We start from the raw sequence: 17,251 nt of genomic DNA, 5'->3' as shown, positions 1-17,251 counted from the left end.
ATGCAATCGCTGCTTCAGCTGACCGATACCCAGATCAGTACCTGGGTGGCGACGTTCATGCTGCCGCTGTTTCGCGTCGCCTCGATGTTGATGGTGATGCCGGTCTTCGGAACCACGCTGGTGCCCCGGCGGATCCGTCTGTACTTCGCCTTCGCGATCACCGTGGTGATCACCCCCAACCTGCCGCCGATGCCGGCGGTCAGCCCGCTGGACCTCAGCGGTCTGCTGTTGATTGCCGAGCAGATTCTCGTTGGTGCGGTGCTGGGCTTCTCTCTGCAATTGTTCTTTCAGGCCTTCGTGGTGGCGGGGCAGATCGTCGCGATCCAGATGGGCATGGGCTTCGCTTCGATGATCGACCCTACCAACGGCGTGTCGGTGGCGGTGATCGGGCAGTTCTTCACGATGCTGGTGACCTTGCTGTTCCTGTCGATGAACGGGCACCTGGTGGTGTTCGAAGTGCTCACCGAAAGCTTCACCACGCTGCCGGTCGGCGGCGGGCTGATGACCACGCATTACTGGGAACTGGCCGGCAAGCTTGGCTGGGTGCTGGGCGCCGCGTTGTTGCTGGTGCTGCCGGCGGTCACTGCGCTGCTGGTGGTCAACATCGCCTTTGGCGTGATGACCCGCGCTGCGCCACAGCTGAACATTTTCTCCATCGGCTTTCCGCTGACCCTGGTGCTCGGCCTGTTCATCGTCTGGGTCGGGCTGGCGGACATTCTCAATCAGTATCAACCGCTGGCCACCGAGGCCTTGCAGTTTTTACGCGAACTGGCACAGGCGCGCTGAGTCATGGCTGAGAGCGAAAGCGGTCAGGACAAAACAGAAGACCCCACGGAGAAGCGCAAAAAGGACTCCCGGGAAAAGGGTGAGATTGCGCGCTCCAAGGAACTCAACACCCTGGCGATCATGCTCGCCGGCTCTGCCGCGCTGCTGATTTTTGGCGGGATGCTGGCGCAGGATTTGATGGACCTGATGCGCCAGAACTTCACGCTGTCGCGGGAAGTGATCATGGACGAGCGCTCCATGGCGACGTTCCTGATGAGTTCCGGATTGCAGGCATTGCTGGCGATCCAACCGATCATGATCACGTTGTTGCTGGCGGCCTTTCTGGGGCCGATTGCGCTGGGCGGCTGGTTGTTCGCCGCCGGTTCGCTGGCCCCCAAGTTCAGCCGGATGAACCCGGCGGCGGGCCTCAAGCGGATGTTCTCGATGAAGGCCGTGGTCGAACTGCTCAAGGCGCTGGCCAAGTTTCTCATCACCTTGGGCGTCGCGCTGGTGGTACTCAATTCGGACATCGACGACCTGCTGCGCATCGCTCACGAGCCGCTGGACCGGGCGATCATCCACAGCTTGCAACTGGTGGGCTGGAGCTCGCTGTGGCTGGCGTGCGGGTTGATCATCATCGCCGCTGTCGATGTGCCCGTGCAGATCTGGGAGAGCATCAAGAAGCTCAAGATGACCAAGCAGGAAGTGCGCGACGAACACAAGGATCAAGAGGGGCGGCCGGAGGTCAAACAGCGCATTCGCCAGCTCCAGCGCGAGATGTCGCAGCGGCGGATGATGGCGGCGATCCCGGATGCGGACGTGGTCATCACCAACCCGACCCACTACGCCGTGGCGCTCAAGTACGACGCCGAGAAGGGCGGGGCGCCGATGCTGCTGGCCAAGGGCAGCGACTTCCTGGCGCTTAAGATCCGCGAAATCGCCGTGGCCAATAACGTCATGCTCCTCGAATCGCCAGCGCTGGCGCGTTCGATCTATTACTCCACGGAGCTGGAAGAAGAAATCCCCGGCGGCCTGTACCTGGCGGTCGCCCAGGTCCTGGCCTACGTCTACCAGATCCGCCAGCACCGCGCGGGCAAGGGCAAGTTCCCGGAACCGCTCAAGGACGATCTGCCGATCCCGCCGGATCTGCGGCGCGATTCCTGATACTGATGAAACAAAAAAACCGCCATCCGGTTGAATCCGGTGGCGGTTTTTTTATGCCCGATGAGCTGTGTTGTTTGTGAGGTCGCTTTCGCGAGCAGGTCGAACCGTCGCTCCCACATCTGGAATGCATTTCTCTGTGGGAGCGAATTTGCTGGTAAATAAATACGTCCCCTTTTTTCTCCTGCTAAACATGTTAAGTAAGTGCCATTCAAATACGTCCCCTTTTTTACGTCCCCTTTTTTTAGTTTATCGTAAGGTCATCTAGATAGAACCAGCGTGGTTCGACGATACCGGTGTTTGTTGGCGCTGCATTGATCTGAAAGTGCGAAATATATTGTCCTGCAGGCGCTTTATATTCAAAATCAACTGGGATTAGGTCGTAACTGTAGCGATAAGGAAGTTGCCTGGTTTCTATTGTGTTACCGCTGGGGTCAAGGAAAATAATAGTGCTCGGTCTGATAGATTGACGAACCTCGAGTTTTATTGTGGTCGCAAGGCCCTCCCAACTAAATTTGACTATCGAGCCGGCAGTAATCTGCATAGTCTGAAGTCTTGGAGGGGATGGGTCGGTAAGTATTGCGTTATAATGAATACCGGTTGCATTTTTTAATACATTTATAGTCAGGCCGGTATCAAGTGTTAGAGGTTCATTTTCATAGATATTCTGTTTCGGAGCGCTGTCAAAGTTTTCATATATTGAAATGGAACTTTTTATTATGTAAGAGCGTTGCGGAAAACTCACCGCTTCAGCTTCAATTGCAGATCCGTCCAGATTGACCGCACAGGCAATCGTCAGCTCACTTCCATCTTTTAGTGTTTTCAACCACTCAACCGGCGCGAGCACCGACAATCCATCCGCTGAATCATTGGGCTCTCCCGACCTGACGTCTTTGTTGACGGGATCCCCATTCTTGTCGAAGCCTGAACAGGTCACCCAGATCGGTTGCCCAGTCTCGAACAGTGGCCATTTCACTGCGAGAATCCGCGCATCTGTTGTGAGTTCTTGAACCTTCAGCTCTGAACTCGTATTGCCGGCGATATTGGGTGTCGGCAAGCGCGGATCATCCTCGGCGATAGATCGGATGGTCAGCGTCAAATCAGTCGATTCGCCTTCGGGTTCTCCTCCTCGAATCAATTCCCAGCGTAACTTGATGGCTGTCCCGCGCCGTGCCACGAGAAACGCTGGGTCAAGTTTGAAGTTGGCGCGCTTGTTCTGGTTGAGTGTCAGTATTGGAAAGGGTTCTGCGCCGGGTAACGGGTTAACTTCCAGCAACCGAGCCTGGTCACCCGGCAATGCTGACAGGTGCTCGACGCGCACGGTGACTCCGTTTTCGTAGGCCAGCACATCAATGGGATTGGTCGCCGGTGCCACCAGTGTTGGCGGCTTCAGATTGACCGGGGCGGTCCCTGTCACCGTTGCGGTAGCCATGTTGGAAATTCCCACCAAACCAACTGTGGGCCTGTGCAATTCATAATTCGCAGTCACCTTGCTGCCAGCGAAGACCTTGTCATTGGGCACTTCAAGGAAACAGGGCAGTTTCCCAGTGAAGGGATCCTCTTCGACTTTGCCCCGGACTACCACGGGGTCGGATTGCCCTGTAGTGGTATAGGTCGCCACAATCTCGTCACCCACCACAAAGCGGTTGTCTTTGGTGATCACGACCAGCAGCAATGGATTACCCGCCAGTTTTTCCAGATCAATGATGCTCGCGTCATCACCGGGATAGTCCTCTTTACGTTCAAGCAGAATTGGCATTGGAAGTAAGACGCCATCCAGATCCTCATCCACACTCTGCACGGGCGACCACGGCGCATCGGTGTCCGGGCCGTTGCCGAGCTGATCGGTGACGGTGTGGGAGAAATGCAGTTTTTTGTCCTGACGTTTCGCCTTGTCCAGAAAGGCGCGGGTGATGGTGAAGCAAATGGTAATGGGGATTTCGTCACCGGGATTCGGCGGTTGCGGCGCCTGATTCCGATTGACCCTGGGCTTGGGCTCCAGCAGTTCGCCATTGCACTTGAGGGTGATGAGGTCATACGCCCGGCAATATGGATAGGCAACGCACACCTCGGCGCTGACGAAATCCGGGCCGACGCCGTTCTTGATCTCATCGGGCAGTAGCAATTTGAGTTCGGAGTGGCCACCGGGGTCGGTCAGGCGATCCTTCAGGCCGGGGCGGATGCGGTTATAGAGTATTTCGAGCGGGGGCGTGGACGTCCCTAAATTGCTGCTTCCACGCCTGATCGTGTAGTACAGCTTGTTGACCCGGTCCGGATGTAGTCGACCCTTGGGAATACGCAGCGTGGTGCGTGCGTTCGGATCGACAATGGTTTCGCTGTCCAGTGCTGCCGGTTCCCCCTCAAGCCAAAGCTCCATGATGTCTCCGGGATTCATGGTGCCCGTCGGCGGCGGATCGACGAGAACGACAGCGCCTTCACCATCGGTGACCAGATCATAGGCGACCAGGGGCACTCCGATATGCGCACCTTCTACGGGCGTGGTGTGGCCATTGACGATTGGCGGATAGAGGACGAGAACGGTGTTGTCCGGTGGGGTTGAAGTGGTCACGGATGAGGCTCCTGCGCGGTGGGAACGGGCAGGAGCTATCAGAGCGCTAAACGATGAATTTCGCACCTGACAGATCTGACAGGTGACGGCGGTTTTGCGACGAGTGGTCGTGTACTGTATGAAAAAACCGCCGTCCCGGTTGATTCGGAACGGCGGTTCTTTTTGTCTGGAAAGATGTGTTGCCTGTAAGTCAGCGTTCGTGAGCAAGCTCACTCCCACAGGAGGGCGGCAGTGGCGACGCTTTAATTCGGTATTTCCAGATTATCCAGCACCCGATTCACTGCCAGCTCGCCGAGCATGATCAGTTGCCCAATGCCGATCAGCGTCCTGCGCTGGGAGGCGGGCATGAGGTGGGTGAAGTCATTGACGATTGTTCTGGCCGAGGCGAGGGTTTCGCAGGCATCGGCCAGCAGCTCTTCGTTTTTGAAGTCCGCGGTGACGGCGTACATTCTGCGGGTCTTGCGCGGTGGTGGCGTGGAGCCGGGCGGGCAGAGATAGTGATCGAGGGCGCGGTCGGCGGCTTCGTGAAGCTTTCTGGAATCGAGGGATTCGTAGGGCGAGGCGGGATCGGTTTCGGGTGGGTTGGGTGTTGGTTTGATCATGATGAAGCTCCTGAGGTTATGGAGCCACTTTCCCCCTGTCGCTAAACAAGTGAAGGTGGCAGCTGTACGCAGGTTAGCGAACCGGTCTCAGGCACCCCGGTAGACCCAAAGGTCTCCCGCATACAGCCGCCATAACGGAATTGCGGACGAAGAGTCCCACAACGAAGCCATGAACGCTGATGCGCTGAGAAAGTTCGAGTCGCTAAACCCGATCGCTGATTCGTCAGCGACCGACTCACAATAAAACCCGCCCCCAAGGCGCACAAGCCGGCGGATTCTGGCGTAGCTGTAGGCAGCGGCGCAAGAATTCGTAGCCTGTAAGGCGTGTCTGAAGGTTTCGTTTAAACACCAGCGTTTAAAAGACAATGGGTGCCGTCGGTCTGAAATGTCCCGCGACCTGTTAGTTCTGACAGTAGACGCGTGTTGTTCCCAGGCGCCTTATAAATCCGGAATTCACGCCGTTGCCTGTTCGCACTCTGCGAACGCAGTGGTTGATAACTCATTCACTGGAAATCCGGGGTAGATCATGACAAGTCGCGTTTACCGAAAACTGCCGGGCATGGAGATGGAGTTCGTTTCAGGGAAGCTGGAAAGGGACGCAGGCGAGCGGGCCATTTTCTATGAGGTGACGTTCGACCTGAAGCTGGACTTTCTCAACTTTCTGGTCATGGCCAATCAGTTCATTCCGAGTTATCTGGATAATCCCAGCAATGCGATCCGGCCTGAACTGGCCGGGTTTGCGTATCACCACTCCTACAACGACTTCTTTGGCGCAGCCGGTAATATCCGCGATAACCCGTCGTTGTTCGCTCTATTTACCGACCCCGGTCATTACATGGACCAGTGGGCGAGTAATGGCGGGCCCGTAGAACAACGATATGGAAAACCCTCGTTCACGGTAGTCGGCAACCAATTGCGCATCACGACGCGGCAGTACTTTCGGCTGGATGCGGGGGCTCCTCCGATTGAAATCAGCGACCTGCCATTCATGCGTTTCGAATGGTCATTGAATCTGATGGAGGGTCATGCGAAGTCCACTGATGTCGCGCCTGTCACCATGGTGGTACTGATGTATACGGAGGAGGACGTTGTCGATGTTGGTGGTCACAGCGTGTTCAGGGGCACGCGCTATCTGGATAATGCAGCCCTCTCTTTCGGTCCGATCACTTCGGCGCACATTCCGGTAGCCAGTTGACTATCGGGATTTCATCTCAGTGAACATCGCTGAACAGGGGCGGGCGCACGACGTGCGTGCCGCCCCTTTGTGCATTCATCACCCCCTCTGTTTCACGCCTTGGCAAAAGTTGGAAGGCTTCTTGCAGTAGCCGCCCTGCGCCCGCTTCGGGCGTCAAAAGTTTGCTTTAAAGGAACGGGGAAAACCGGTGGATCGCTCTCAGTTAATCAACAGTGCTCGCTCGAACATTGCCGACCTCAGTCGGGGCAATCTGGGTGTGCCGCTGTTGCTGCTGGTCATGCTGGCGATGATGATGTTGCCGGTGCCGCCGTTCCTGCTCGACGTGTTCTTCACCTTCAACATTGCCCTGTCGATCGTCGTGCTGCTGGTCTGCGTGTACGCCTTGCGGCCGCTGGATTTTGCGGTGTTCCCGACGATCCTGCTGGTGGCGACGCTGTTGCGGCTGGCGCTGAACGTGGCGTCGACGCGGGTGGTGATGCTCCACGGTCAGGATGGCCACGCCGCTGCCGGTAAGGTGATTCAGGCCTTCGGTGAGGTGGTGATCGGCGGTAACTACGTGGTCGGTATCGTGGTTTTCGCGATCTTGATGATCATCAACTTCGTCGTGGTAACCAAAGGTGCCGGGCGGATCTCCGAGGTGAGCGCGCGTTTCACCCTCGATGCGATGCCCGGCAAGCAAATGGCGATTGACGCCGACCTCAACGCCGGTCTGATCGATCAGGCCCAGGCCAAGGCCCGTCGTCAGGAAGTGGCCCAGGAGGCCGAGTTCTACGGTTCGATGGACGGTGCCAGCAAGTTTGTGCGCGGTGACGCCATCGCCGGTTTGCTGATTCTGTTCATCAACCTGATCGGCGGCATGGCCGTCGGTATCTTCCAGCACAACATGACTTTCGCTGACGCGGGCAAGGTTTACGCCTTGCTGACCATCGGTGACGGTTTAGTGGCGCAATTGCCATCACTGTTGTTATCTACAGCTGCAGCGATCATGGTGACCCGTGCTTCCGGCTCGGAAGACATGGGCAAGCAGATCAATCGCCAGATGTTCGCCTCGCCCAAAGCGCTGGCGGTGGCGGCCGGTCTGATGGCGGTCATGGGCCTGGTGCCGGGCATGCCGCACTTTTCGTTCCTGACCATGGCTGCACTGGCGGCCGGTGGCGCTTACCTGTTCTGGAAGAAGCAGAACGTGGCCAAGGTCATCGCGCTGGAAGAGGTCAAGCGTCAACAGGAACTGCTGCCGTCGCCGGCCCGCGCCATGGAAACCAAGGAGCTGGGCTGGGATGACGTGACCCCGATCGACATGATCGGCCTGGAAGTCGGCTACCGCCTGATTCCGCTGGTGGACCGCAATCAGGGCGGGCAATTGCTGGCGCGGATCAAGGGCGTGCGCAAGAAGCTCTCGCAGGATCTGGGCTTCCTGATGCCGACCGTGCACATCCGCGACAACCTCGATCTGGCGCCGAGCGCCTATCGCCTGACCCTGATGGGCGTGATCCTGGCCGAGGCCGAGATCTATCCGGATCGCGAATTGGCGATCAACCCGGGTCAGGTCTACGGCTCGCTCAACGGCATTACCGCCAAAGATCCGGCTTTCGGCCTGGAGGCGGTGTGGATCGAAGTCAGCCAGCGCGCCCAGGCGCAATCGCTCGGTTACACCGTGGTCGATGCCAGCACCGTGGTTGCGACCCACTTGAACCAGATTCTGTACAAGCACTCCAGTGAACTGATCGGCCACGAAGAAGTGCAGCAATTGATGCAATTGCTGGCCAAGAGCTCGCCGAAACTGGCTGAAGAGCTGGTGCCGGGCGTGGTCACGCTGTCGCAGTTGCTCAAGGTGTTGCAGGCGTTGCTGGCCGAACACGTGCCGGTGCGCGATATCCGCAGCATTGCCGAAGCCATCGCCAACAATGCCGCCAAGAGTCAAGATACCGCCGCTTTGGTGGCCGCTGTGCGGGTCGGCGTATCCCGCGCCATCGTCCAAAGCATTGTAGGGACTGAGTCGGAGCTGCCAGTTATCACGCTGGAGCCAAGGTTGGAACAAATATTGCTCAATAGTCTGCAGAAGGCAGGACAAGGCTCGGAAGAGGGCGTTCTGCTGGAGCCGAGCATGGCCGAGAAGCTGCAGCGTTCGCTGATCGAAGCGGCGCAGCGCCAGGAAATGCAAGGTCAGCCGGTGATCCTGTTGGTAGCAGGCCCGGTTCGCGCGATGCTCTCGCGCTTTGGTCGCCTGGCAGTTCCCGGACTGCATGTGCTGGCCTACCAGGAAATTCCGGACAACAAGCAAGTGACCATCGTTGCGACAGTAGGGCCCAACGGCTGAGGTAGTGGTTTATGCAAGTTAAGCGTTTTTTCGCCGCCGATATGCGTCAGGCCATGAAGCTGGTTCGTGATGAGCTGGGCGCTGATGCCGCCATCATTGGCAACCGCCGCATTGCCGGCGGCGTCGAGCTGACGGCGGCGCTCGATTACAAACTGTCGGCGCTGGCCCCGCGTGTTCCGAACATGGAGCTCGAGGATGAACTGCGCAAGACCCAGTCGCGCATCGTCACCGCCCAGGCCGAACTGAGCCTGCGTGGCGAAGCCGACGGCAACACCAATCGCCAGCTGTTCGCCGGGCTGCCGTTGACGGCTGGCCTGCCGCTGACCGCTGCCGAACCGCTGACCGAACCGACCTACGAAGCTCCGGCCCGTCCGGCACCGGCGCCTGCAGCGGTTTCCGCTGGCGTTGATCCGCGTGCTCTGGACTCGATGCGTTTCGAGCTCAACAGCCTGCGCGAACTGATGGAAGTGCAACTCGGCACCCTGGCCTGGAACCAGCTGCAAGGCAGCCGTCCGGCTCAGGCCAATCTGTACCGTCGTCTGCAACGCATCGGTTTGTCCGGCCCGCTGTCCCGTGATCTGCTGTCGATGATCACCGAGATCGACGAACCCCGTCAGGCCTGGCGCATGCTGCTGGCGCACTTGGCGCGGATGATCGCCGTGCCGGAAGTCGAGCCGCTGGAAGAGGGTGGGGTGATTGCCATGGTCGGTCCTGCCGGCATGGGCAAAACCACTACCCTGGCCAAACTGGCCGCCCGTTACGTGCTCAAGTACGGCGCGCAGAACATCGCGCTGGTGAGCATGGACAGTTTCCGTATCGGCGCGCAGGAGCAGCTCAAGACTCTGGGTCGCATCCTCAATGTGTCGGTGACCCACGTCGATCCGGGCCAGTCCCTGGTGCAGGCGCTGGATCCACTGCTGCGCAAACGCGTGGTGCTGATCGATACCGCCGGCCTGCAAGCCAGCGATCCGGCGCTGCGCATGCAGCTGGAAAGTCTGGCCGGTCGTGGCATTCGGTCGAAAAATTATCTGGTGCTGGCAACCACCAGCCAGAAACAGGTTCTAACCGCCGCGTATCACAGTTACAAGCGTTGCGGGCTCGCCGGCTGCATCCTGACTAAACTGGATGAGACGGCCAGCCTTGGCGAAGTGCTGAGCCTGGCGATCAGTCACGAACTGCCGGTCGCCTACCTGACCGATGGGCCGCGTATTCCGGATGATCTGCATCTGCCGCGCCGTCATCAACTGGTCAGCCGCGCCGTCAGTGTGCAAATGCAGGAAGAACCCAGCGAAGAAGCCATGGCTGACATGTTCGCTGATATCTACCACAGTCCGACCAAGCAGGTTGGCTGAGGTAATGAACCGTTTTTGTACCTACATCGATGGTCTGCCATGCATTGTTCCGGTTGTGAACGCGCAGCCAGTAATGTGGCCTCCGTCTATGCAAGACAAGGTAAAGAAATAACATGGGCAGCATGCATCCCGTACAGGTGATCGCGGTGACCGGCGGCAAAGGTGGCGTCGGCAAGACTAATGTGTCAGTGAACTTGTCCCTGGCGCTGGCAGAGCTTGGCCGTCGGGTCATGCTGCTGGACGCCGACCTGGGGCTGGCGAACGTCGACGTTCTGCTGGGCCTGACCCCCAAACGCACCCTGGCCGACGTGATCGAAGGCCGCTGCGAGCTGCGCGACGTGCTGTTGCAGGGCCCCGGCGGGATCCGCATCGTGCCGGCCGCTTCCGGCACCCAGAGCATGGTTCACCTGAGCCCGGCCCAGCATGCCGGCCTGATTCAGGCGTTCAGCGACATCGGCGACAACCTCGACGTGCTGGTGATCGACACCGCTGCGGGTATTGGTGACTCGGTAGTCAGTTTCGTGCGCGCAGCCCAGGAAGTGTTGCTGGTGGTCTGTGACGAGCCGACCTCGATCACCGATGCTTACGCGCTGATCAAACTGCTGAACCGCGATTACGGCATGAACCGCTTCCGCGTCCTGGCCAACATGGCCCAGAGCCCGCAGGAAGGTCGCAACCTGTTCGCCAAGTTGACCAAGGTCACGGATCGCTTCCTCGACGTCGCCCTACAATACGTCGGCGCGGTGCCCTACGACGAAAGCGTGCGCAAGGCGGTGCAGAAGCAGCGTGCGGTCTATGAAGCCTTCCCGCGTTCCAAGTGCGCACTGGCGTTCAAGGCGATCGCACAGAAGGTCGACACCTGGCCGCTGCCCGCCAACCCGCGCGGCCACCTCGAATTTTTCGTCGAGCGCCTCGTGCAGCAAACGGCAGGACCTGTGCTATGACCGCCAGCGGTATGAATTTCTACAAGAAGTCGGCGCGTGACGCGCAGTACGAGCTGATCGAGCGTTACGCGCCACTGGTCAAACGCATCGCCTACCACTTGCTGGCGCGATTGCCGGCCAGTGTGCAGGTCGAAGACCTGATCCAGGCCGGGATGATCGGCCTGCTCGAAGTCTCGACCAAATACGACGCCAGCAAGGGCGCCAGTTTTGAAACGTACGCGGGCATCCGGATCCGTGGTGCGATGCTCGACGAAGTCCGAAAAGGGGACTGGGCGCCACGCTCGGTTCACCGCAACACCCGTATGGTCAGCGACGCGATTCGCTCGATTGAAGCTAAAACCGGCCGTGACGCTAAAGATCACGAAGTTGCGGCCGAACTCCAATTGAGTCTCGACGATTACTACGGGATTTTGAACGACACCCTGGGCAGCCGGCTGTTCAGTTTCGACGACCTCTTGCAGGACGGCGAACACGAAGGGCTGCACGAGGATGGCGCCAGTGCTCATCTGGAGCCGTCGCGCGATCTGGAAGACGAACGTTTCCAGGCCGCGCTGGCGGACGCGATTGCCAATTTGCCGGAGCGTGAGCGACTGGTGTTGGCGCTGTACTACGACGAAGAGCTGAACCTCAAGGAGATCGGTGAAGTCCTTGGCGTCAGTGAATCGCGGGTCAGCCAGTTACACAGCCAGTGCGCGGCCCGCTTGCGGGGGCGTTTGGGGGAGTGGCGAGCGCGCTGAAGGCAGTGTGGGGACACTGCGAACGAGGCTGGTGCGGTGGTGAACGGCACCGGTCTCGATCTGTTGTGCTCCAGACAGTCATCGAGTGTTTTGCCGGATTGATTGAAATGGCGCGTCCAGGTGCTGGGCGCGTTTAAGACTGCTTGGAGGTCGAATTGAACAAAGACATGAAAATCCTCATCGTTGATGACTTCTCAACGATGCGGCGGATCATCAAGAACCTGTTGCGTGATCTGGGGTTCACCAACACCGTTGAAGCCGACGATGGCACCACTGCCATTCCGGTACTCAACAGCGGCAGCATCGACTTTCTGGTGACCGACTGGAACATGCCCGGCATGACCGGTATCGATCTGCTGCGCCACGTGCGTGCCGATGAAAAGCTCAAGCACCTGCCGGTGCTGATGGTGACCGCCGAAGCCAAGCGCGAGCAGATCATCGAAGCGGCCCAGGCCGGCGTGAACGGCTATGTGGTCAAACCTTTCACGGCCCAGGCGTTGAAAGAAAAAATCGAGAAGATTTTCGAACGCATCGGCTGATGAACGCGCGGGGGAGCTATGGAGCATAACGAATCTTCACAGGGCGATTTTGAGTCGACCCTGAAAAAACACGCGGTCGAACTGGTCGAAAGCCTTGAAAAAGGCAAGTTCGGCGACGCGGTGCAACTGATCCATGAGCTCAATCAGACCCGTGACCGTGGCCTGTACCAGGAAGTGGGCAAGCTCACGCGTGAACTGCACAGTGCGATCGTCAATTTTCAGATCGATCCGCACATGCCGCAGGCTGAGGAAGTGTCGCAGATTACCGACGCTACCGAGCGCCTGGGCTACGTGGTCAAACTGACCGAAGCTGCCGCCAACCGCACCATGGATCTGGTGGAAAGCGCGACCCCTGTGGTCAATGGCCTGGCTGACGAAGCCCAGGCCTTGAGCGCCGATTGGGGCCGCTTCATGCGCCGTGAGGTCGGGGCTGAAGAGTTCCGCGAACTGGCGCGCCGGGTCGACGGTTTTCTGGCACGCAGCAGCGCGGACAACCGCGCGGTGTCGAGCAATCTGAATGACATTCTGCTCGCCCAGGATTACCAGGACCTCACCGGTCAGGTGATCAAGCGCGTGACCCAATTGGTCACCGAAGTCGAAAGCAACCTGCTCAAGCTCGTGCTCATGGCCAGCCAGGTGGACCGCTTTGCGGGCATCGAACATGACCGTGCGGCGATGCTTGCTGAAAAAGATCCACAAAAACATCTCTCGCAGGGTGAAGGTCCGCAGATTCATGCCGATAAACGAGAAGACGTTGTGTCCGGTCAGGACGATGTGGACGATTTGTTATCCAGCCTTGGATTCTAGAGTTTTGGAATCATAGGTTTTTTGGGTTTTTAGACCTGTAGGAGCACCCCATTAATGAGCTTCGGCGCCGATGAAGAGATCCTTCAGGATTTCCTGGTTGAGGCCGGCGAGATTCTTGAGCAACTGTCCGAACAACTGGTCGAGCTGGAAAGCCGCCCGGATGACGCAGATCTGCTCAACGCAATTTTTCGCGGTTTCCACACTGTAAAAGGGGGCGCCGGCTTCCTTCAGCTCAACGAGCTGGTGGAGTGCTGTCACATCGCCGAAAACGTGTTCGACATCCTTCGCAAGGGTGAACGGCGCGTCGATGCAGAACTGATGGACGTGGTGCTCGAAGCGCTGGACGCGGTGAACAGCATGTTCAGCGAAGTCCGCGATCGCAGCCCGATCACCGCCGCCACCCCGGAACTGCTGGCCGCCCTGGCGCGTCTGGCCGAACCGCAATCGGCGGATGAAGCCCCGGCTTCGCCGGTTGCCGAGATGATCGAAGAACTGGTCGTCGAAGGCGATTCGGGCGACATCACCGATAACGAATTTGAACAGTTGCTGGACTCGCTGAACGCCGTCAAGGCCGAAGCCGAAGCCCCGGCGGCTGCCGCTGCGCCTGCTTCCACCGAAGCGGCCAGCGATGAAATCACCGACGCAGAATTCGAGTCGCTGCTCGACCAGTTGCATGGCAAAGGCCAGTTCGCGGCCGACGCCGTGGCACCGACGACCGCTGCACCTGCTGCTCCGGCGGCGGGCGACAGCTCGGACATCACCGACGACGAATTCGAGGCCTTGCTCGATCAGTTGCACGGCAAGGGCAACTTTGCCGTCGATGCGCTGGAGTCGGCGATTGCTTCGGTTCCTGCAACGGCTGCTCCGGCAGCGGCTGCGGCCGGTAGCGATCTGATCAGCGATCACGAGTTCGAATCGCTGCTCGACGATCTGCATGGCAAAGGCAAGTTCACTGACGTCGCCACCGGTGCGGTCGTGACTGCCAGTAATTCTTCGGCTGTTGCAACACCTGCTGCGAAGGCCCCGGCCGCTGCGGCAAAACCTGCTGCAAAAGCACCTGAGCCGAAAGCCGAGCCGGCCAAGCCTGCCGCCGCTGCTGCACCGGCTCCGGCTCGTGCACCGGCGACGCCGCCACCGGAAAAACCGGCGAGCGAAGCCGAGACCACCGTACGTGTGGACACTGCACGTCTCGACGAAATCATGAACATGGTCGGCGAACTGGTGCTGGTACGTAACCGTCTGGTGCGTCTGGGCCTGAACAGCGGCGACGAGTCGATGCAGAAGGCCGTGTCGAACCTCGACGTGGTCACCGCCGACTTGCAGACCGCCGTCATGAAGACCCGGATGCAGCCGATCAAGAAAGTCTTCGGCCGCTTCCCGCGTCTGGTTCGCGACCTGGCACGCCAGCTCAAGAAAGAGATCAACCTGGAACTGGTGGGCGAAGAGACCGACCTCGACAAGAACCTCGTCGAGGCACTGGCCGACCCGCTGGTCCACTTGGTGCGCAACGCGGTCGACCACGGCATCGAGTCGCCGGAAGAGCGCGAAGCCTCGGGCAAGGCCCGTGGCGGCAAGGTGATCCTGGCGGCCGAGCAGGAAGGCGACCACATCCTGCTGTCGATCTCCGACGACGGCAAAGGCATGGACCCGAACGTCCTGCGCGCCATCGCCGTGAAACGCGGTGTGATGGACAAGGATGCCGCCGATCGCCTGAGCGACACCGAGTGCTACAACCTGATTTTCGCCCCGGGTTTCTCGACCAAGACCGAGATTTCCGACGTGTCCGGCCGCGGTGTCGGCATGGACGTGGTGAAGACCAAGATTTCCCAGCTCAACGGTTCGATCAACATCTACTCGACCAAGGGCCAAGGCTCGAAGATTGTCATCAAGGTGCCGCTGACGCTGGCGATCATGCCGACCCTGATGGTGATGCTCGGCAACCAGGCGTTCGCGTTCCCGCTGGTGAACGTCAACGAAATCTTCCATCTCGACCTGTCGACCACCAACGTGGTGGACGGCCAGGAAGTGGTGATCGTGCGGGACAAGGCGCTGCCATTGTTCTACCTCAAGCGCTGGCTGGTCAGCTCCGCCGCTCACGAAGAGCAGCGCGAAGGCCATGTGGTGATCCTTTCGGTGGGCACCCAGCGGATCGGCTTCGTCGTCGATCAACTGGTCGGCCAGGAAGAAGTGGTCATCAAGCCACTGGGCAAGATGCTCCAGGGAACTCCGGGCATGTCCGGCGCCACCATCACCGGTGACGGCCGCATTGCACTGATTCTCGATGTTCCGAGCATGCTCAAGCGTTACGCCGCACGGCGTATTTGAATCCGGGGTGGCGGGGCGACGACGTCCCGCCGCACCTAATGGAGTGTTTATGGCAGTCAAAGTCCTGGTGGTGGACGATTCGGGTTTTTTCCGCCGCCGCGTCTCGGAAATTCTTTCAGCGGATCCGAGCATCCAGGTTGTCGGCACGGCAACCAACGGTAAAGAGGCGATCGATCAGGCCCTGGCCCTCAAGCCGGACGTGATCACCATGGACTACGAGATGCCGATGATGGATGGCATCACGGCCGTGCGGCACATCATGCAGCGCTGCCCGACACCGGTGTTGATGTTCTCCTCGCTGACGCACGAAGGCGCCCGGGTCACCCTGGATGCGCTGGATGCCGGCGCGGTGGATTTCCTGCCGAAGAATTTTGAAGACATCTCCCGCAATCCGGAGAAGGTCAAGCAACTGCTGTGCGAGAAGGTTCACAGCATCTCGCGCAGTAACCGTCGTTTCAGTGCCTACAGTGCGCCGGCGCCTGCCGCTGCACCGACGCCTGCACCGACTCCGGCAGCAGCGCCGTCGAGCTTTGGCAGCCACAGCGCTCCGGCCCGTCCGGCGCCCGCGCCCGCACCGACTCGCGCGCCAGCGGCCAGCGCTTCGTCGCCGGCGCCGAAACGCAAGAACTACAAGCTCGTCGCGATTGGTACATCGACCGGCGGCCCGGTCGCGCTGCAACGGGTCCTGACCCAGTTGCCGGCCAGCTTCCCGGCGCCGATCGTACTGATCCAGCACATGCCGGCGGCCTTCACCAAGGCCTTCGCCGAACGCCTGGACAAGCTGTGCCGCATCAGCGTCAAGGAAGCCGAGGATGGCGACATCCTGCGTCCGGGCCTGGCGCTGCTGGCACCGGGTGGCAAGCAGATGATGATCGATGGCCGTGGCGCGGTGAAAATCCTGCCGGGCGACGAACGTCTGAACTACAAGCCGTGCGTGGACATCACCTTCGGTTCTGCAGCCAAATCCTACAGTGACAAAGTTCTGGCGGTGGTACTGACCGGCATGGGCGCCGACGGCCGTGAAGGTGCGCGCCTGCTCAAGCAGGGCGGCAGCACGGTCTGGGCCCAGGACGAAGCCAGTTGCGTGATTTACGGCATGCCGATGGCCATCGTCAAAGCTGACCTCGCCGACGCGGTGTACAGCCTGGACGATATCGGCAAGCACATCGTCGAGGCATGCGTCTGATGGATGTTCTAAGCCTTATCGGGATCATCATGGCGTTCGTCGCCATCATCGGCGGCAACTACCTGGAAGGCGGTCACCTCGGCGCGCTGGCCAACGGCCCGGCAGCGCTGATCGTGCTTGGTGGCACCATCGGTGCCGCGCTGCTGCAGTCGCCGATGAGCGCGTTCAAGCGCGCCATGCAGATTCTGGCCTGGATCTTTTTCCCGCCGCGGGTGGACCTGGCCGGCGGCATCGACCGCGTGGTCAACTGGAGCCTCACCGCCCGCAAGGAAGGCCTGCTGGGTCTGGAAGGCGTGGCGGATGCCGAGCCTGACGCCTACTCGCGCAAGGGCCTGCAACTGCTGGTCGACGGCGCCGAGCCGGAAGCGATCCGCAGCATTCTCGAAGTGGATTTCTACACTCAGGAAGCCCGCGACATCGAGGCCGCCAAAGTGTTTGAAAGCATGGGCGGCTACGCGCCGACCATCGGCATCATCGGTGCGGTGATGGGCCTGATCCACGTGATGGGCAACCTGGCCGATCCGTCGCAACTGGGCAACGGGATTGCGGTGGCGTTCGTCGCCACCATCTACGGTGTGGCCAGTGCCAACCTGATCCTGTTGCCGGTGGCCGCCAAGCTCAAGTCAATCGCGTTGCGGCAGTCGCGTTATCGCGAAATGTTGTTGGAAGGTATTTTGTCGATCGCTGAAGGTGAAAACCCACGCTCCATCGAGTTGAAGCTTCAGGGCTTCATGGATTAAGGGACTGACCTC

General features: G+C 59.7%; 14 protein-coding genes. 12 read left to right on the top strand and 2 right to left on the bottom strand.

The features are described from left to right. Positions 1-786: a flagellar biosynthetic protein FliR gene (gene fliR, locus BMZ46_RS11790; protein WP_039765607.1), complete on the top strand. Its 786-nt coding sequence runs from the start codon at positions 1-3 to the stop codon at positions 784-786. Positions 787-789: 3 nt separating this feature from the next. After that, a complete protein-coding gene (gene flhB / locus BMZ46_RS11785) occupies positions 790-1,929 on the top strand; it encodes a flagellar biosynthesis protein FlhB (protein WP_074687541.1) in 1,140 nt (379 codons plus the stop codon). A gap of 241 nt (positions 1,930-2,170) precedes the next feature. On the opposite strand, the gene BMZ46_RS11780 is transcribed toward flhB, so the two are convergent. Both BMZ46_RS11780 and BMZ46_RS11775 read right to left on the bottom strand, forming a co-directional pair. Further along, positions 2,171-4,495 carry a hypothetical protein gene (locus BMZ46_RS11780; RefSeq protein WP_074687542.1) on the bottom strand — a complete coding sequence of 775 codons (2,325 nt, stop codon included), beginning with the start codon at positions 4,493-4,495 and terminating at the stop codon, positions 2,171-2,173. A 242-nt stretch (positions 4,496-4,737) separates the two neighbouring features. Then, the gene (locus BMZ46_RS11775; protein ID WP_074687543.1) at positions 4,738-5,097 is read right to left on the bottom strand and encodes a DUF6124 family protein; all 360 of its coding nucleotides are present in this window, start codon (positions 5,095-5,097) and stop codon (positions 4,738-4,740) included. A gap of 526 nt (positions 5,098-5,623) precedes the next feature. On the opposite strand from BMZ46_RS11775, the gene BMZ46_RS11770 reads away from it, so the two are divergent. The 10 genes from BMZ46_RS11770 (at position 5,624) to BMZ46_RS11725 (ending at position 17,239) form a co-directional block, all read left to right on the top strand. Beyond that, positions 5,624-6,292 (top strand): hypothetical protein, encoded by a 669-nt coding sequence (locus BMZ46_RS11770; RefSeq protein WP_039769729.1) that lies wholly within the window; start codon positions 5,624-5,626, stop codon positions 6,290-6,292. A 187-nt stretch (positions 6,293-6,479) separates the two neighbouring features. Beyond that, positions 6,480-8,609 (top strand): flagellar biosynthesis protein FlhA, encoded by a 2,130-nt coding sequence (gene flhA, locus BMZ46_RS11765; RefSeq protein ID WP_074687544.1) that lies wholly within the window; start codon positions 6,480-6,482, stop codon positions 8,607-8,609. An 11-nt stretch (positions 8,610-8,620) separates the two neighbouring features. Next, positions 8,621-9,961, top strand: coding sequence for a flagellar biosynthesis GTPase FlhF (gene flhF, locus BMZ46_RS11760; protein WP_007951958.1), 1,341 nt, complete (start codon positions 8,621-8,623; stop codon positions 9,959-9,961). Between the two features lie 113 nt (positions 9,962-10,074). Then, the gene (gene fleN, locus BMZ46_RS11755; RefSeq protein WP_003222917.1) at positions 10,075-10,905 is read left to right on the top strand and encodes a flagellar synthesis regulator FleN; all 831 of its coding nucleotides are present in this window, start codon (positions 10,075-10,077) and stop codon (positions 10,903-10,905) included. Then, the gene (gene fliA, locus BMZ46_RS11750) at positions 10,902-11,642 is read left to right on the top strand and encodes an RNA polymerase sigma factor FliA (RefSeq protein WP_011333070.1); all 741 of its coding nucleotides are present in this window, start codon (positions 10,902-10,904) and stop codon (positions 11,640-11,642) included. The genes fleN and fliA overlap by 4 nt, the downstream gene beginning before the upstream one ends. Positions 11,643-11,809: 167 nt before the next feature. After that, the gene (locus BMZ46_RS11745; protein ID WP_003183998.1) at positions 11,810-12,181 is read left to right on the top strand and encodes a chemotaxis response regulator CheY; all 372 of its coding nucleotides are present in this window, start codon (positions 11,810-11,812) and stop codon (positions 12,179-12,181) included. 18 nt (positions 12,182-12,199) lie between these two features. Beyond that, a complete protein-coding gene (locus tag BMZ46_RS11740) occupies positions 12,200-12,988 on the top strand; it encodes a protein phosphatase CheZ (protein ID WP_011333071.1) in 789 nt (262 codons plus the stop codon). 54 nt (positions 12,989-13,042) lie between these two features. Next, a complete protein-coding gene (locus tag BMZ46_RS11735; protein WP_074687545.1) occupies positions 13,043-15,313 on the top strand; it encodes a chemotaxis protein CheA in 2,271 nt (756 codons plus the stop codon). Positions 15,314-15,362: 49 nt separating this feature from the next. Continuing rightward, the gene (locus BMZ46_RS11730; protein WP_074687546.1) at positions 15,363-16,499 is read left to right on the top strand and encodes a protein-glutamate methylesterase/protein-glutamine glutaminase; all 1,137 of its coding nucleotides are present in this window, start codon (positions 15,363-15,365) and stop codon (positions 16,497-16,499) included. Further along, positions 16,499-17,239 carry a flagellar motor protein gene (locus tag BMZ46_RS11725; RefSeq protein ID WP_039769734.1) on the top strand — a complete coding sequence of 247 codons (741 nt, stop codon included), beginning with the start codon at positions 16,499-16,501 and terminating at the stop codon, positions 17,237-17,239. Before BMZ46_RS11730 ends, BMZ46_RS11725 begins: the two co-directional genes overlap by 1 nt. Positions 17,240-17,251 lie beyond the last annotated feature (12 nt).

The organism is Pseudomonas sp. NFIX49, assembly GCF_900115915.1.
In the GTDB taxonomy this organism is placed as follows: Bacteria; Pseudomonadota; Gammaproteobacteria; order Pseudomonadales; family Pseudomonadaceae; genus Aquipseudomonas; species Aquipseudomonas pharyngis.
The sequence above is the reverse complement of the archived record's forward strand: the minus strand, read 5'-3'. Positions and strand labels throughout refer to the sequence as shown.

Excerpts from the sequence above, each read along its gene's own strand:
- fliR (WP_039765607.1), top strand. The coding sequence starts at position 1 with ATGCAATCGCTGCTTCAGCTGACCGATACCCAGATCAGTACCTGGGTG.
- flhB (WP_074687541.1), top strand. The coding sequence starts at position 790 with ATGGCTGAGAGCGAAAGCGGTCAGGACAAAACAGAAGACCCCACGGAG.
- BMZ46_RS11775 (WP_074687543.1), bottom strand. The coding sequence starts at position 5,097 with ATGATCAAACCAACACCCAACCCACCCGAAACCGATCCCGCCTCGCCC.
- BMZ46_RS11770 (WP_039769729.1), top strand. The coding sequence starts at position 5,624 with ATGACAAGTCGCGTTTACCGAAAACTGCCGGGCATGGAGATGGAGTTC.
- flhF (WP_007951958.1), top strand. The coding sequence starts at position 8,621 with ATGCAAGTTAAGCGTTTTTTCGCCGCCGATATGCGTCAGGCCATGAAG.
- fleN (WP_003222917.1), top strand. The coding sequence starts at position 10,075 with ATGGGCAGCATGCATCCCGTACAGGTGATCGCGGTGACCGGCGGCAAA.
- fliA (WP_011333070.1), top strand. The coding sequence starts at position 10,902 with ATGACCGCCAGCGGTATGAATTTCTACAAGAAGTCGGCGCGTGACGCG.
- BMZ46_RS11745 (WP_003183998.1), top strand. The coding sequence starts at position 11,810 with ATGAAAATCCTCATCGTTGATGACTTCTCAACGATGCGGCGGATCATC.
- BMZ46_RS11740 (WP_011333071.1), top strand. The coding sequence starts at position 12,200 with ATGGAGCATAACGAATCTTCACAGGGCGATTTTGAGTCGACCCTGAAA.
- BMZ46_RS11735 (WP_074687545.1), top strand. The coding sequence starts at position 13,043 with ATGAGCTTCGGCGCCGATGAAGAGATCCTTCAGGATTTCCTGGTTGAG.
- BMZ46_RS11730 (WP_074687546.1), top strand. The coding sequence starts at position 15,363 with ATGGCAGTCAAAGTCCTGGTGGTGGACGATTCGGGTTTTTTCCGCCGC.
- BMZ46_RS11725 (WP_039769734.1), top strand. The coding sequence starts at position 16,499 with ATGGATGTTCTAAGCCTTATCGGGATCATCATGGCGTTCGTCGCCATC.